Consider the following 15,464-nt stretch of genomic DNA (forward strand, 5'->3'; position numbering starts at 1 on the left):
ACTATAATCCTCGCTCCTTGACCCACGCTCTTACTTTAATGCCAGGTTCAATGACATCCACTCCAGAAATGATGATCTGGTCACCATCATTCAGCCCTTGTTGTATCTGACGTTTGTCATTCACCTCAATCGCCGCTTTTGCAACAATGCCCTGTTCATCCACTCGCCAAACATAGGTTTTGCCATTCTCTCGCAGTAGTGCGGAATCCGGAATTTTCGTCACGTCAGCGTTTTGGGAAAGAAGGTAAGCATTACCAGACATGCCCGGGAGGATGCCTAAGTCCGATGGTCGTGCCATGACCATGGTTACTTTATAACTGCCCGTTTTAGGATCGGCTTCTGTATCTATTTCTTGGAAAGTCAAATCAAAAGATTGTTCAGGAAAGGCATCAAACACCATTCTGGCTGACACATCGCTACCTTTTGTGTAACGGTTTAATAAGTAATCGGGGATGTAAAATATCACCTTCATCACTTGATTGGACTGAATATTCATCACCCCTTCTTTCGCGGTAACATATTCATGATTTTCTGCTGGTACATAAGAAATGGTTCCGTCATACGGAGCGATGAGCTTGGTGTATCTCAAATTTGCTTTTGCTTGGTCCCACTGAGCTTTGGCTGAATTATGATTGGCTTTTGCTTCATCAAAATCTTGTTCTGAGACTACCTGATCTTTGCGCAGTTTTTTATAGCGTTTGTATTGCACATCGGCAAGGGCAAAGTTAGCTCTGGCTTGTTGTTCAAGAAGAGAATATTCATCTGGGTTTAGTGAGGCTAAGACATGGCCCTTGTTCACAACTTGGCCTTCATGCACCTCAATGGTTTGAAGCAAACCGGGCACACGAAATGTTAATACAGCTTTGTCACCAGCATCTGTTGTGGCAGGAAAATAACGTTCAAAATGGGCATTACCAACAGAAACAGTAAAAAGTTTAGCGGGACGAGATTCTGGCTCAGGGACGGGAGGAAGCTCTTTACCACAACCCGACAAAACAGCCGTAACAGCTATCGGAATAAGCATTTTTCTCATTATATTCATCCACAAGATTAGGGAGGTTACTTTTAAAGTAGATGAACAGTGGGTTAACTGCCAGATTATAACTAGTTAATAATGCTCTAAATTAGTGATTTGTGACAAGAAAGCAGGCGTGATGCCTGCTTTGTATTTGTTGTTCTTCGCGTGGTGTATTTAAAGCTTACTGAACTCTCGGTTTACCCTAAAGGTATCGGAAGTCACGTACGCTTCCATATTACGAATTTTGCTATCCAGGCGCTCAAAATCACGCTCTAGAACATTGAGTAATTGGTCAGGGCTTTGGCCTTTTTGCCACGGTTTGCTTTTAAGCGTGTGCTCTTGCTGCGCCTTTATATTCGCGGAGTAAGTTATTGGCTGCTTTTCTAACATAAACGCCATCGCAACGTACGCAAGTAAGATTAAAAACGTACCACCGAGAAGCGCTGCGGAAATAACAACAATACGAATCAACCAAACTTCCGTACCAAAGTAGTTTGCAATCCCGGCACAAACACCTGAGATTTTCCCATTTACAGGGTCACGGTACAGTTCTCGTTTATTCATATTTACGTCTCCACGTCGGCGATTCTGCGTCTAAGATGCGCTCCAGTGTATCAACTCGAGACTGCATCGCTTCCGCTTTTTCAGACAGTACCTGAAGACGCTCTAAATCTTGGCTCGACAGAGCACTATCTGTTTTTCGCTTGCTGCGATAGTGTAAAAAGAGCCATAGTGGAGCGACAAAGATTAAAAAGACAATCAATGGTCCAGCTATAAAAAATGTCGACATAAATGGCTCCTTTCTTATTTATCTTGTGATGACATCTGTTCTTTCAGTTTTGCCAATTCTTTTTCAATTTCATCTTGCGCTTGCAACTCTACAAACTCCTGATCTAGCGACTTAGCATTACCCGTTTGAGCGTATAGATCGGCTTCCGCTTCCATTTCATCCACTTTACGAGAGTATTGTTCAAACTTTGCCATCGCTTCGTGAGTTCGGCTAGTGTGTAGATGCTTCTGTACATCACGACGGTTAGATGCCGTTTGGTTGCGAATCGCCAGAGATTGCTGTTTGGCACGCGTTTCAGCAATTTTACTTTCTAGCTTACCAATTTCGCCAGTGAGCTTGTCAATCGTTTCTTCCACCAGAGTCTGCTCAGTGTGAAGACCTTTAATCACTTGCTCGAGCTTTTGCTTTTCGATAAGCGCCGCACGTGCGAGATCTTCACGTTGCTTCACTAACGCAAGGCTTGCTTTTTGGTTCCACTCACCAATTTGTTCTTCTAACGTGTCAACTTTACGAGCTAACTCTTTTTTGTCTGCAATCGCTTTCGCCGAGTTAGTACGCACTTCAACAAGTGTGTCTTCCATCTCTTGAATGATAAGACGGATCATTTTTTCAGGATCTTCCGCCTTGTCCAGCAATGCACTGATGTTTGAGTTAACGATATCTGCAAAACGAGAAAAAATACCCATAACGGAACTCCTATTTTCCAATTAAAACTCGACAAGGTGGTGCTTTACCTTGTGCCGCACTAAATATATTACAAGTAGCATGCCAAAACTTATTTCCATTAAAAATCATGACATTATGCGCATCATTGTCGTTATACAGCATTGTGCTATGATATTTTTAACCAACTGTTGGTGAAATTAACCAATACCATACGAATTAATGCCCACGCAGAAAAATAAGAAGGACTTTATGAAGCAAAACCTGATTGGTGAGTCACCCGTTTTTCTCGCTGTACTCGATAAAGTATCACAACTTGCGCCTATTGAACGCCCCGTCCTCATTATGGGTGAGCGAGGCACAGGTAAAGAGCTCATCGCCCAGCGTTTGCACTACTTATCAAAACGCTGGGATAAACCACTCCTATCGTTAAACTGTGCGACATTAAGTGAGGGACTGATTGATTCTGAGTTATTCGGTCATGAGTCTGGCTCCTTCACTGGCTCAAAAGGCAAGCATAAAGGCCGCTTTGAACGTGCAGAAGGAGGCACTTTATTTCTCGATGAACTGGCCACAGCACCACTTTTAGTTCAAGAAAAACTGCTACGCGTCATTGAATACGGTGAATATGAACGTGTCGGGGGTCATACCGCTTTAAATGCGGATGTGCGCCTAGTCTGTGCAACAAACACAGACTTACCTCTACTGGCTGAACAAGGCGAGTTTCGGGCTGACTTGCTCGACAGGTTAGCGTTTGATGTGATCATATTACCGCCGCTTCGTGAACGTAAAGAGGATATCCTGTCACTAGCTGAACATTATGCGATGAAGATGTGTCGCGAGCTTCAACTTGCGTATTTTGTCGGTTTTACCGCAAATGCACAGCAATCGCTTCTGGAGTATTCATGGCCGGGAAACATCCGTGAACTAAAAAACGTGATTGAACGTGCCGTCTATCGGCATGGTCTTAATGCAGCCCCAATTGATAAGCTCATTTTCAACCCGTTTGAAACAGCATGGAGCAATGCGCTGGGGCACGCACCTAACCAAGATACTCCTCAAAAAGATGCAGTAACCAATAACGCTCTTCATTTCCCATTGGATTATAAACAATGGCAACAAGAACAAGACATTAATCTGCTCAATCAAGCATTAGAAGAGGCCAAATTCAATCAGCGTCAAGCGGCGGAATTATTGGGGTTGAGCTATCACCAACTGCGAGGGATGGTGAGAAAGTACGGGCTCGTCGGACAAAGTTGATGAAATAAAGTGAACTAAGCAATAGTACTCGTCTATCCTCACGTGACAGTACACGAACGCGAACCTAGAGCTACAGTGGTAATTATGCGGTACTTTGATCTAACACCCTGCAAGCAAAAGATTTTGTGTTTGGAGCGAGTTCACAAAGGTGTTAAATTAACGAGATCATTTTCGCTTGTGAGTTCTAGGTGAGTAAAATCAGATGAAACAAGCAAGATCCAATGAACAGCTCATATTATGAATGCTTTTATAAGATTATCGCTGAGCCTTATCGGGGTTAGCTTACTAACGGCTTGTGGTGATAAAATCGACCACAATGAGATTCGCAAGGCTGGCTTTGTGTTTTGTGGGCAAGGTAAACCAACCACGTTCAACCCCCAGCTTATTGACAGCGGTATTACCGCAGAAGCGCTGAGTCCGCAGCTGTATGATACCCTGCTTACCCTCGATCCAAAATCACATCAACCTGTGGCGAATATTGTAGAAAACTGGTCTGTGAACCAAGCTGGAACTGAGTATACGTTTATCCTTAAACAGGGTGTTCAATTCCAAACGACACCGTGGTTTACGCCTTCTCGAGCACTGAACTCAAAAGATGTGGTATTTAGCTTTAAACGAATCATTGATGTAAACCATCCTTTTCATCAAGTAGGCGGTGGTTTTTATCCATGGTTTGCCGGTTTAGACTTTCAAAGCCTGCTAAAAGACGTTATCGCCATCGATGAGCACACCGTAGCATTCAAATTATCTCAGCCTAACTTTTCTTTCTTAGCCAATATTGCCACTAGCCATGCGGTGATCCTATCCGCGGAGTACGGGCAGCAACTGGCAGCCAAAGACCATAAAGAACGGATCGATCAATTCCCTATCGGTACAGGGCCATTTCAATTAAAAGAATATCAGTTGAATGACTTAATTCGCTTGGAGCGACACCCGAAATACTGGAACTCTCCCGCGAACATGGAGCAAGTGGTATTCGATATCTCGCACCGAGGAACAGGTACGCTAGCCAAGCTACTGAGAAATGAATGTGATGTGCTCTCTTCTCCTATTTCTAGCCAAATTCCGGTGATTAAGGAAAAGGAGAATCTGAAACTCACGGCTACACCAGCTAATAATGTGTCGTTCATTGCGATTAATACCGAAACATCTGCCCTCAACGATGCTCGCGTCCGACAAGCTCTCAATTTAGCGATTAATCGTCAGAATATTTTGGATTCCGTTTACTATGGAACAGGCTCTCAAGCTTATACCCTGCTTCCACCTAATTCCTGGGCATATCAAAAGGACAGCGTCAAAATTCGCTACGATCGCAACTACGCATTAGCGCTACTTCGCGATGCTGGCTATGAAGATGGGCTCGAAATCACAATGTGGGTGCCATTAGAGCCTCGAGCTTTCAACCCTAGTCCACGTAAGACCGCTGAGCTTATCCAGGCGAACTTTGCTGATATCGGGGTTGAGCTAACACTCTTAAATGACGACCGGTTTGAACGTGTCGACTTAGAGAACATCAACGATATTGATTTACTGTTGACGGGTTGGATTGGCGATACTGGCGATCCTGACAACTTTTTCCGTCCGTTATTGTCGTGTGAGTCAAACAAAGTCGGTCTGAACGTCTCCATGTGGTGTAACGATGACTTTGATTTCTTGCTCGATTTGGCGCTAGAAACGCAGGAACCACGCTATCGTTTGAATCTGTATCGCCAAGCACAAAATATTTTGAATCAGGAGTTTCCGGTGATCCCATTGGCACATGGTGTGCAATTCCGTGTTCATGACAAGTCACTGACAGGCTTCAAATCAAGCCCTTTCAATGCCCAACCTTTTGATAGAGTTGAGAGAATCCACTGATGTTTTGGTATACCGTTCGACGTTTTAACCTCTTTATCATCACTTTGATGATCCTCACCTTAGTGGGTTTTTCTCTGCTGCGTCTTGACCCATTGTCGCATTGGGCAAAGGTGGACTTTTGGTCAGGTTGGCAAAGTTATTTGATCAACCTTTCGCAACTTGATTTTGGCTTAAGTAAAAATGGCAACGCGATCTACGACGAGTTAGCCATGGTTTTCCCTGCGACATTAGAGCTGTGCTTTTTCGCCTTTTTGGTGGCACTTTTGATTGGTATTCCACTAGGAACCATTGCAGGGATGAAGCAAGGTAAATGGCTCGATACCAGCATCTCGTTTATATCCATGTTTGGGTATTCCGCGCCAATCTTTTGGGTCGCCCTCTTGCTGATCATGGTCTTTTCACTGGAGTATCAAGTGTTTCCAGTCTCTGGACGATATGACTTACTGTACCAAATTGATCACGTGACAGGTTTTGCAATTATCGATGCCTTTATGGCAAAAGGTGAATATCGTGCGCATGCATTACAAAGTGTGATTGAACATATGGTGTTACCATGTTTAGTGTTGGCACTTGCGCCTACCACACAAGTGGTGAGTCTAATGCGTTCCTCCGTTGCGGATGTAATGAGCCAAAACTACATTCGCGCAGCAAAAATTAAAGGCCTCTCTCAACGAGAGATTGTGTCTCAACACGTGTTACGCAATGCGATTCCGCCAATCATTCCAAAAGTCGGAATACAGCTATCCAGCATGATCACCTTAGCGACCATTACTGAATCAATCTTTAACTGGCCAGGCATTGGTCGTTGGTTGTTGGATGCATTAGCAAACCAAGATTATGCCTCCATACAGGCCGGAGTGATGGTACTCGCAACGCTGGTGCTAACCGCGAATATTCTATCGGATCTCATTGGCGCTATGATAAACCCTCTAGTGAGAAAGGAATGGTATGCTAACAAATAACGTTTATCAGGAAGAAAGCATTCCTACTCAATTTGAGCGATTCTGGCGAAGCTACCGTGCAAACGGATTAGCCATGTTCGGCCTGTGGTGCCTTGCTTTCATCGTATTGCTCACCATTCTTGGCCCACTGCTTGCCCCCTTTGACGCACAAGCACAATCAGGCGAATTGCTTGTTCCTCCATCTTGGGCTCCTACTGGTACGGTCGAATACTTTCTAGGGACTGATGACCTAGGTCGTGATATTCTTTCACGCTTAATTATAGGGTCTCAGCTAACGTTCGGCGCTGCGGTAGCCATCACCGCAATCGCTGCCGTGATCGGTTGCTTCATTGGGGTTCTGGCAGGTATGACGAAAGGCCTACTTTCGAGTACTTTGAACCACCTCCTTGATACCGTTATGTCAATTCCATCGCTTTTGTTAGCCATCATATTCGTGGCGTTTCTTGGATTTGGTGAATTTAATATTTTGCTCGCGATCTGTCTGGCATTGATTCCGCGTTTTATTCGCTCGGTCTACATTGCTGTACACACCGAAGTTGAAAAAGACTACATCATGGCCGCTCGTCTTGATGGTGCCGATAATTTCTACCTGCTCAGAAGCTCGATTCTACCGAATATTTTGACCGTCATTGCCGCTGAAGTCACGCTGGCACTTTCGGCAGCTATTTTAGATATTACGGCCCTTGGTTTTCTGGGTTTAGGCGCGCAAGCTCCAAGTACCGAGTGGGGGGCGATATTAGGTGACTCTGTAGAGCTCATTTATATTGCACCTTGGACGGTTACTCTACCCGGCCTAACCATTATGTTTACGGTTATTACCCTAAACTTAGTCGGTGAAGGTGTACGCCAAGCACTGAATGCGGGGATCGAATAATGCCGTTATTAGATATTCGACATTTGACCATTGAGATTGAAACCCCTCAAGGAATGGTAAAAGCCGTTGACCGAATGAGCCTGACCTTAAATGAAGGCGAAATTCGTGGCCTTGTCGGTGAGTCTGGCTCAGGGAAAAGCTTGGTTGCGAAAGCCATTGTCGGGGTGAGTAAAGACAACTGGCGAATCACCGCAGACAGAATGCGTTTGGGTAACATCGACTTATTGCAGCTCACCCCCAAGGAACGACGACGTGTCATTGCCCGTGATATCGCCATGATTTTCCAGGAACCGTCGACCTGCTTAGACCCTTCTGAAGAGGTTGGACGACAATTGATCGAGTCCATTCCATCTCGCTCCTTTAACGGGAAATGGTGGGAACGAATTAAGTGGCGTAAAAAACAGGCCATAGCGCTCCTTCATAAAGTTGGCATCAAAGATCACAAACGCTTGATGCGCAGCTACCCGTACGAATTGACAGATGGAGAGTGTCAAAAAGTCATGATTGCGATGGCCATTGCGACCAAGCCTAAATTGCTGATCGCCGATGAACCGACCAATGACCTCGACCCTATTACCCAATCACAAATTCTGCGTTTGTTGAGCCGCATGAACCAGCTCAACAACACCACAATTTTGCTTATCGGCCACGACTTAGCCACCATTACACAGTGGGCAGGCCGGATTACAGTGATGTACTGTGGTCAGTCGGTGGAATCTGCTGATACCAGTAAAATTATAGCCGCACCGAAGCACCCTTATACCGATGCTTTACTTAAAGCAATGCCAGATTTTAATGATTGGGTGCCACATAAGCAGAAGTTGCAATCCCTGCCGGGATCAATTCCTCCGTTGCAGCATTTACCGATTGGCTGTCGATTAGGTCCGCGTTGCCCCTATGCTCAAAAACAATGTGTAGAAATTCCACACACCAGACGTATAAAAAATCATAAGTTTAACTGCCACTTTCCATTGAACACGGAGAAGAAGTCATGAGCGCGTTACTTGAAGTCGATAACTTATCGAAACAGTTTGTCACGCGTTCTCGGCTATTTAGACGTCAAGTTTATGAGGCTGTAAAACCCGTAAGCTTCACCCTAGAGCCAGGGCAAACCATTGGCTTTATTGGGCAGAACGGGTCGGGAAAGTCAACGCTTGCTCGTATGCTTGCCGGAGTCGTTGAACCAACTTCCGGCGAAATCAGAGTTAACGGCGAGCGGTTAGAGCACAAAGACTACGCCACGCGCTGTAAGCTGATTCGCATGATTTTCCAAGATCCGAACACCTCTCTGAACCCACGACTCCAAATTGGTCGCATTTTGGAAGGACCGTTAAAACGGAATACGAATATGCCGTCTGATGCGCGTATGCAGCGGGTAAAAAACACGTTACTCCGCGTCGGATTGCTACCAGAGCACGCATACTTCTATCCGCAGATGCTCGCTGCAGGTCAAAAACAGCGAGTCTGTTTGGCTCGCGCATTGATCCTTCAACCATCCATTATTGTTGCAGATGAAGCGTTAAACGGTTTGGACATGGCGATGCGCTCACAGATCATTAACCTGTTCCTAGAGCTGCAAGAAGAGATGGGATTGTCGTTTGTGTACGTATCACAACATATTGGTATCGTAAAACACATCACCGACAAAGTCATCGTGATGCATGAAGGTAAAGTAGTAGAGTTCGGTGAAACCAACCAAGTGCTCACCACCCCTGAACATCCGATTACGCAACGATTGGTAGAGAGTCACTTCCATAAAGCGCCCAACCGTTAAATTCAACGACTTAGAAAACAAAAGCCTGCTTGATGAAAGCAGGCTTTTTTAGTTCTTGAACCCCTCAACTGACCAAGTATAAGGCAATGGGCTTAATAAGCGTCGATTTGATATTAGCGGCGGTTTGCCTGTTGACGCAGTTCAAAGTCAAACTCGTCCGGAAACAGCACCACACCTTCTTCATTCTGGTTTGGAAATACCACTACGGATAGCTCGTCGTCTTCCAATCCTGATGTCCAACGACTGTGCCATTTGTTGAGCGAGATCGCTTCTGGTTCACAATTTTCCCACTCACCATTCGCCCATTGCTGAGCAAACTCTTCATTTGGCCACACAGGTACACAATCGTCGTCTTCTGTATTCAACATCACACAACCATGTTCATCTTTCAGAATCCACACCTTGCGATTGACTACGATCTCTTTTACACAGTATTTCAATCGCTGCTCTTCATTGTAGCGATTGATGGTATCCATCTGCTCTTGGGTTAGTTGTTCAGACATGTTCGTCTCCACTTTCCTAGAAAAATGCCCACCTCTTGGGTGGGCATTTAAAGTATATGCTCGTAATTATGTGTTTACACTAGCTCCGTTTGAAGCCAAGGCCAGCCTTGTTTCTTACGGCTTAGTGTATTTTCCATCATCAGCACGCCATCTTTTTCGTGCTTAACAAGCTTCTCTGCCCACTCACCTTTGTATAGAAGACGAGTTTGAGCAGTCGTGATGTCAGTTAGCATAACAGCGGCAAACGCTAGGTTGTCTTTTGCACAACGCGCTGCTAAATCTGCTTCTAGTGCTTCAATCATGCCGTCAACCTGCTCTAGCGTTGCAAGTTCAACCTGACCAACCACCACGTCACGACCATTAAATGGGTAACCTTTTAAGTCTTTTTCTACTAGCTCTGCAGCAGATAAGCCTTCAATATTCGTCTTCGCAATTAGAAGATCTTTTGTAAAAGCGTCGACGTCAGCAACGCCTGCGATTTCCGCTAGCTCTGCTACTGCATCTTTATCTTTTTGAGTACAAGTTGGAGAGGCGAAGCCCACCGTATCAGAAAGGATAGCTGACATCATTAGCTTAGCGATTTGAGGAGTGATCACGTGACCTTCAATCTTGAACATGTTGAATAGAACCGTGTTAGTACAACCAACAGGCCAAATCCATGCTTCCATTGGGTTAACTGTCATCACGTCACCTAGGCGGTGATGGTCAACGATACCCGCGATTTCCGCTTCTGCGATGTCATCTGGTGCTTGTGCTAGATCTGAGTAATCGACCAGCCAAACGGTCTCACCTGCAACTGATGTACGAAGCTCAGGAACGTCTGCGTCAGCAACTTCTAGAATGTGCTGTGTTTCACGGTTAATTTCGCCTTGGCGAATTGGCATGGCCTCTTCGCCACGCGATTTTAGAAGTTCAGTGGCAACGAGTGCACTACAAATACTGTCGCTGTCTGGGTTCTTATGACCTACAACTAGAATCATGTTTCTTCCTATTCAAGTCAATTTGATACGCTGCCTAATACAGGAAATTAGGGCGTGTTTACTCACAAAGGCCGATACTTTACCTGATTTGAAAGAATTTGACACGAAGAAAAGTTCGGCGCACGGCGTTAAATATCTCACTTGAAACACAATAACAACCATGACCATTTTGGGTTGAGAGGCATTGGACGCTACCCGCTAGATTCCTTATAAGGGTGGCAACCAAAGCGGCCTAAATGGCGACCATCTATTCTGCTATTCCAACATTATCGTCCGAGTATTAATGCCTCTTTGCATTCTACTAGGCCGCCCCACAACAACAAAAGAGCCTACAGGGGCTTTCTCTTCGTCTTGTACTAATTTTACGCCCTTAGTTACACCGTCACTATCGCTTTGGCACTTAACCCTTCATCAACACTCACCATCAACAATTGGCAAGGCTCTTGATTTAGCTTCTCTCCGGTCCAATAATCATACCAATCCGTCGGCTGTTCGGATGTCAACGTGAATTCTATCGCCCCATCACTGGTGTAATTAAACAAACAGTGCAGATCATTATTCGTTGTCAATTTTAAAAATGCGTGATTCACACTCAACGCGGTAAACTTGGCAGACTCTTGGTTACGCTGTTGACGGAGGATGAGTTTTACCAAGGTTTTTCTCGCAAACGGAGTCATTTCGGGGAGTGGGTCTCCGGACAATAGTAATCCACCGCTTGCCAAAAGCACCGTACGGTGAAACTCGTACTCTTGTCTAGATGCAGCTTGATTCGCTAGTGAGGTGAAGGTGGCGCAATCAGGATCGATTTGCCAGAGTTTTCGGTGCTGCCAGCTTCGATAAAAGGTTTCTTTCGCAATTTGTTCAAAACGACGACTGTGTCGTTCAACATCATCTGAAACCCGCATTGCATCCACCAGCCCTAAAGAGGGCCACATTGGCGCATTACAACCTAAAAGCCATGCGTCCCCCGCCCCTTTTGCAATAGCTTCCATGCCCAAACGATACGCTTCTACGCCAGTAATCCCAGACTGATGGCGCACACCTTTTAATGTTCCCCAATAGTTAGCATCCAGTTTGAACAACTCAATACCCCACTCTTGGCGCATGACAGAAACAATATGCGTCAGATGATCTTGCACCTCAGGGTTCGAGGTATCAAGAATATACCAAGGAGTACAACGCCAACCGCCATAAGTTACGTCTTCGGCTTTCAACAAACGACCATCTTTATGACGAACAAACCATTCAGGGTGTCGCTTGAAGACGTCAGACTCCGGTTGAGCAATAAAGGGGGCCATCCAAATTGCCGGCTTTTTGCCTTTTGCACGGATACTTTGAATGAGCTCTTTCACGCCACCAGAAAATTTATCCGATGGGGTTAACCAATCGCCCATAAACGCTTGATAGCCGTCATCCAATAATACCCACTCCAGATCTTCTAACTGATCTTTCATGCAATCAACGTTTTGCAAAATATTCTGCTCAGTAACATCCGCGTAATAAGCGTACCAAGAGCACCACCCCACAGGCGCAACTTGCGTGACGCCTTTTCGTATTGGGTGATGCTGAGTAATCATATCGCTGTATTCTTGGAACAGCTCAGAAAGAGATGGACCACTGAGCACCGCAATAGACTCTAATTGATTGTTATCCCAATCCGCTACCTGAGTAAACTCACCATCAATCGCGGCAGACAAGATCCGATGTCCATCACGGAGCACAAGGTCAAAGTAGCCAGCAAATCGGTAACAAGAAGTAAAGCCAAACAAGGTGTAACCTGCCGAACTCTCTACCACCAAATAATTGTAGTAACGCTTAAGGGCATCTTTTGGATAAATACGATAAGACGGATTGTTATCTGGACAACGGCCTATATCAACCGGGTGGCTTATCGTCCCCGCCGTTTGCGCCAACATTTGAAAGCCATCGCCAATCACGTTGGCTTCCGGCTCGTATAAAAGTGGCACTTCGAACAGGGTTTCGCGGTCAGTAAAGGTTTTATTGTGCAGCCCAGCGAAGGAAAAGTGTATTTGGTTATCAACAACTTCGACTTGAAGATCGTTATCATTCACTGTGACTTCAGTGCGATTTGCCAATTGAATGGTCTGAACCATATAAAATCTACTCTCTTGATTTATTATTGTTTAGCTTCGTTCATTATCCTCTGCTTGTCTTACTCAATTCGTTATCAGCGTCACGAATCAGCTTCACGCAACCGGTTCAGCGCTGTTATTGAGATGGCTACCACTGAATTTTGATAAAAAATACCAGCTCGAAAGCTGGTATTTCATTTCTGGCTTATTGGGCGAATTAAGCCACTTCTATCGGTCCGCCGAATGCAGTCACTGGCGGAACTTTACCGGTGAACTTCTCGAAGTCGACGATACACGTGTTCGCCGAGGTCGCCTGAGCAAGCTCAGAGGTGCCGATATCTAGAGTCAGTGTGTTCGGGTCACCGTAAGTACAGATAGCTCCATCTTTCTCGTTTAGAGGGCCGTACCACGCACCTTCTTCGATACGGATGACGCCACGTGGGTAGCTGTCCGTCAATACAGCGCCCGCGAGGAGTTGACCACGACCATTAAAGACACGCACCAAATCGCCATCTTTAATGCCTTTCTCTTTCGCATCAAGCGGGTTGATGTAAACCGGTTCACGACCTTGTACCGCATAAGTTGCACGGAACTCTTCAGATTCACACATCTGAGAGTGTAAGCGCTTATCTGGGTGACAAGATTGCAACCAAAATGGATGTTTCTCTGAACCAGGGCCGCCGTGTGAACGTTCTGATTTTTCGAACCACATTGGGTGTTCTTGGCAATGTTCGTAACCGTAACGACCGATCTTACGCGACGTGATCTCGATGAAACCCGACGGAGTACCTAATGGGTTAATCTCAGGTTCGTTACGGAAGTCTGCGTGGCGAACCCAAGGCTTACCTTCACCGAAGTCTAGTACGCTCTTCTCCCAGAACTCTGCAAATTCTGGCATGTCGAACTTACCTTCATTCGACTGCTTACAATCGCTGTATAGGCTTTCGATCCACTCCATCTCACTCATACCACGAGTGTATTCTTCGCGACGACCAAAGCGCTGAGCCAGTTCACTCATGATTTCGAAATCTGGCTTAGATTGGAACAAAGGATCGACCAGACGATGCATCGCGATCAGCCCTTTGTTCGAGTACGAGCCGTATACGTCGATGTCGTTACGTTCCCACTGAGTACACGCAGGAAGAACGATGTCTGAGAAACGACATGTTGCCGTCCAAGCAAACTCAATAGTCACAACCGTTTGCAGCTTGCGGAACGCCTTCTTCATCCGGTTACGATCTTGATGGTGGTGCCATGGGTTACAACCGGAGATCACCATCATTTTGAAGTCAGGTAAATTAACTTTGCTACCGTTGTAGTTGATCTCTTTGCCAGGCTCTAGCAGGCAGTCAATCCAGCGTGCCACCGGAATGGTACGACTGTAACCGTTAAAGTCATTGTTGTCCCATTTTGGCTTCATACCTTGGTCAAGGTTACGCGGGAAACCACCAGGGCCGGCGAAACCGGTTGAAGGTACGCCGATACTTGAGTAATGGTGACCGTAAGAGATACCGCCACCAGGAAGACCGATTTGACCAATCATTGCTGCAACAACGGCTGCTGCCCAGTAAGGTTGTTCACCATGCTCTTGACGCTGGATACACCAACCCATCAGAATCTGAGTACGACCATTTACGAGCATGCGAGCAAATTCACGAATTTTGTCCGCTTCCACTCCGCAAATGGCTTCTGCCCATTCTGGGGTTTTCTCAACTTTATCTTTTGTCTTACCTTGAACGTATTCAATGAACTCTTTAAAGCCAAGGCAATAAGTCTTGATGAACTGCTTATCGTACAGGTCTTCGTTGTACAGAACGTGCGCGACAGCAATCATGAATGCCACGTCTGTCAGCGGGTTGATGTACAGGTGATCGTTTTCTAGGTAACGCTGAGTTTTGTTCTTAACAGGGTCAACTGACAGAACGTTGATCTCGCCTTTCGCTATTTTTTCTTTTAGCTGCGCTAGATACTTGAATGATTCGTGCGTTTCACAGTTCCAGCCCACCTGTAGGTTTTTTACTGGGTCGTTCGCCCACAAAATAATATTGTCTGAGTTTTCTAAAATTTCAGACCAAGAGGTACCTTGTGCATACACTTCTGTCGACCCAAGCACGTAAGGCATGATGGTTTGGCCCGCACCTGTCGAATAGTCACCAACTTTGGTGATGAAGTTACCATGCATACCGACGGCACGTTGCATGTGCGCGGTACAGTTGTTGAACGAGCCTGTTTGGTTCCAACCGGTTTGACCTGCGTGTAGCGCCCATGGACCGTAGTCTTTCTGAACACGCTCTAATTCGCGGTAGAACAAGTCTAACGCCTCATCCCAAGTGACACGAATAAAGCGGTTGTTACCACGCGTTTCTGCGCTGTATTTGTGTTTTTTCAGCCAATCTAGACGAACCATTGGGTAGCGAACACGTGAAGGGCTGTAAATAATCCCCTTGATGCCGTTCAGCATCTCTGTTGGGTTTTTATCTAGCTCTAGTGGTTTGATCTCTTGAACTTTACCCGCGTAGATATGGGCGCGAAATGCGCCCCAATGTGAACCTGAAACTTTCCAAGTGCCTGTCGTCTCCACTGCGTTTGCAGAAGCTGATGCCAATAAACTTGGACCAATCACCGACGCAGCACTTGTGGTTGCTACACCTTTAAGAAAACTTCTTCGTGTAATAGCCATTTAACTTACT

At 45.7% G+C, this 15,464-nt stretch carries 14 protein-coding genes; 6 read left to right on the plus strand and 8 right to left on the minus strand.

Annotated features, from left to right (window positions below; translation table 11 throughout):
• Position 1: 1 nt before the first annotated feature.
• The 4 genes from AC3D28_RS05420 to pspA all read right to left on the minus strand — a co-directional run bounded on the left by AC3D28_RS05420 (position 2) and on the right by pspA (position 2,494).
• Positions 2-1,033 carry an efflux RND transporter periplasmic adaptor subunit gene (locus tag AC3D28_RS05420; protein WP_488535801.1) on the minus strand — a complete coding sequence of 344 codons (1,032 nt, stop codon included), beginning with the start codon at positions 1,031-1,033 and terminating at the stop codon, positions 2-4.
• A 159-nt stretch (positions 1,034-1,192) separates the two neighbouring features.
• Positions 1,193-1,582 (minus strand): envelope stress response membrane protein PspC, encoded by a 390-nt coding sequence (gene pspC / locus AC3D28_RS05425; protein ID WP_098415375.1) that lies wholly within the window; start codon positions 1,580-1,582, stop codon positions 1,193-1,195.
• On the minus strand, positions 1,575-1,808 hold the full coding sequence (gene pspB, locus AC3D28_RS05430) for an envelope stress response membrane protein PspB (RefSeq protein ID WP_098415374.1): 234 nt from the start codon (positions 1,806-1,808) through the stop codon (positions 1,575-1,577). Before pspB ends, pspC begins: the two co-directional genes overlap by 8 nt.
• A gap of 14 nt (positions 1,809-1,822) precedes the next feature.
• Positions 1,823-2,494 (minus strand): phage shock protein PspA, encoded by a 672-nt coding sequence (pspA, locus tag AC3D28_RS05435; RefSeq protein WP_098415373.1) that lies wholly within the window; start codon positions 2,492-2,494, stop codon positions 1,823-1,825.
• Between the two features lie 229 nt (positions 2,495-2,723).
• On the opposite strand from pspA, the gene pspF reads away from it, so the two are divergent.
• The 6 genes from pspF (at position 2,724) to AC3D28_RS05465 (ending at position 9,198) form a co-directional block, all read left to right on the plus strand.
• Positions 2,724-3,731 carry a phage shock protein operon transcriptional activator gene (gene pspF, locus AC3D28_RS05440; RefSeq protein WP_488535802.1) on the plus strand — a complete coding sequence of 336 codons (1,008 nt, stop codon included), beginning with the start codon at positions 2,724-2,726 and terminating at the stop codon, positions 3,729-3,731.
• Between the two features lie 237 nt (positions 3,732-3,968).
• Entirely contained in the window at positions 3,969-5,588 is a 1,620-nt protein-coding gene (locus AC3D28_RS05445; protein WP_488535803.1) for an ABC transporter substrate-binding protein, read from the plus strand.
• The gene (locus tag AC3D28_RS05450) at positions 5,588-6,550 is read left to right on the plus strand and encodes an ABC transporter permease (RefSeq protein WP_098415370.1); all 963 of its coding nucleotides are present in this window, start codon (positions 5,588-5,590) and stop codon (positions 6,548-6,550) included. Before AC3D28_RS05445 ends, AC3D28_RS05450 begins: the two co-directional genes overlap by 1 nt.
• Positions 6,537-7,424: an ABC transporter permease subunit gene (locus AC3D28_RS05455; RefSeq protein ID WP_488535804.1), complete on the plus strand. Its 888-nt coding sequence runs from the start codon at positions 6,537-6,539 to the stop codon at positions 7,422-7,424. Before AC3D28_RS05450 ends, AC3D28_RS05455 begins: the two co-directional genes overlap by 14 nt.
• Entirely contained in the window at positions 7,424-8,419 is a 996-nt protein-coding gene (locus AC3D28_RS05460; RefSeq protein WP_098415368.1) for a peptide ABC transporter ATP-binding protein, read from the plus strand. Before AC3D28_RS05455 ends, AC3D28_RS05460 begins: the two co-directional genes overlap by 1 nt.
• On the plus strand, positions 8,416-9,198 hold the full coding sequence (locus AC3D28_RS05465; RefSeq protein WP_488535805.1) for a peptide ABC transporter ATP-binding protein: 783 nt from the start codon (positions 8,416-8,418) through the stop codon (positions 9,196-9,198). The genes AC3D28_RS05460 and AC3D28_RS05465 overlap by 4 nt, the downstream gene beginning before the upstream one ends.
• 113 nt (positions 9,199-9,311) lie before the next feature.
• Here AC3D28_RS05465 and AC3D28_RS05470 read toward each other — a convergent pair whose 3' ends face one another.
• The 4 genes from AC3D28_RS05470 to torA all read right to left on the minus strand — a co-directional run bounded on the left by AC3D28_RS05470 (position 9,312) and on the right by torA (position 15,454).
• Complete coding sequence (locus tag AC3D28_RS05470; protein WP_488535806.1) at positions 9,312-9,701, minus strand: DUF2750 domain-containing protein; 390 nt, start codon at positions 9,699-9,701, stop codon at positions 9,312-9,314.
• Positions 9,702-9,775: 74 nt separating this feature from the next.
• Positions 9,776-10,681, minus strand: coding sequence for a manganese-dependent inorganic pyrophosphatase (locus AC3D28_RS05475; RefSeq protein WP_488535807.1), 906 nt, complete (start codon positions 10,679-10,681; stop codon positions 9,776-9,778).
• A 374-nt stretch (positions 10,682-11,055) separates the two neighbouring features.
• Entirely contained in the window at positions 11,056-12,795 is a 1,740-nt protein-coding gene (locus AC3D28_RS05480; protein ID WP_488535808.1) for a glycoside hydrolase family 36 protein, read from the minus strand.
• 196 nt (positions 12,796-12,991) lie between these two features.
• Entirely contained in the window at positions 12,992-15,454 is a 2,463-nt protein-coding gene (gene torA, locus AC3D28_RS05485) for a trimethylamine-N-oxide reductase TorA (protein ID WP_488535809.1), read from the minus strand.
• Between the last annotated feature and the right edge of the window lie 10 nt (positions 15,455-15,464).

The sequence above is a fragment of the Vibrio sp. TAP-3B genome (genome assembly GCF_057784735.1).

What these genes read in the sequence shown, in the direction of transcription:
- AC3D28_RS05420 (WP_488535801.1), bottom strand. Translation starts at nt 1,033, where the DNA reads ATGAGAAAAATGCTTATTCCGATAGCTGTTACGGCTGTTTTGTCGGGT.
- pspC (WP_098415375.1), bottom strand. Translation starts at nt 1,582, where the DNA reads ATGAATAAACGAGAACTGTACCGTGACCCTGTAAATGGGAAAATCTCA.
- pspB (WP_098415374.1), bottom strand. Translation starts at nt 1,808, where the DNA reads ATGTCGACATTTTTTATAGCTGGACCATTGATTGTCTTTTTAATCTTT.
- pspA (WP_098415373.1), bottom strand. Translation starts at nt 2,494, where the DNA reads ATGGGTATTTTTTCTCGTTTTGCAGATATCGTTAACTCAAACATCAGT.
- pspF (WP_488535802.1), top strand. Translation starts at nt 2,724, where the DNA reads ATGAAGCAAAACCTGATTGGTGAGTCACCCGTTTTTCTCGCTGTACTC.
- AC3D28_RS05445 (WP_488535803.1), top strand. Translation starts at nt 3,969, where the DNA reads ATGAATGCTTTTATAAGATTATCGCTGAGCCTTATCGGGGTTAGCTTA.
- AC3D28_RS05450 (WP_098415370.1), top strand. Translation starts at nt 5,588, where the DNA reads ATGTTTTGGTATACCGTTCGACGTTTTAACCTCTTTATCATCACTTTG.
- AC3D28_RS05455 (WP_488535804.1), top strand. Translation starts at nt 6,537, where the DNA reads ATGCTAACAAATAACGTTTATCAGGAAGAAAGCATTCCTACTCAATTT.
- AC3D28_RS05460 (WP_098415368.1), top strand. Translation starts at nt 7,424, where the DNA reads ATGCCGTTATTAGATATTCGACATTTGACCATTGAGATTGAAACCCCT.
- AC3D28_RS05465 (WP_488535805.1), top strand. Translation starts at nt 8,416, where the DNA reads ATGAGCGCGTTACTTGAAGTCGATAACTTATCGAAACAGTTTGTCACG.
- AC3D28_RS05470 (WP_488535806.1), bottom strand. Translation starts at nt 9,701, where the DNA reads ATGTCTGAACAACTAACCCAAGAGCAGATGGATACCATCAATCGCTAC.
- AC3D28_RS05475 (WP_488535807.1), bottom strand. Translation starts at nt 10,681, where the DNA reads ATGATTCTAGTTGTAGGTCATAAGAACCCAGACAGCGACAGTATTTGT.
- AC3D28_RS05480 (WP_488535808.1), bottom strand. Translation starts at nt 12,795, where the DNA reads ATGGTTCAGACCATTCAATTGGCAAATCGCACTGAAGTCACAGTGAAT.
- torA (WP_488535809.1), bottom strand. Translation starts at nt 15,454, where the DNA reads ATGGCTATTACACGAAGAAGTTTTCTTAAAGGTGTAGCAACCACAAGT.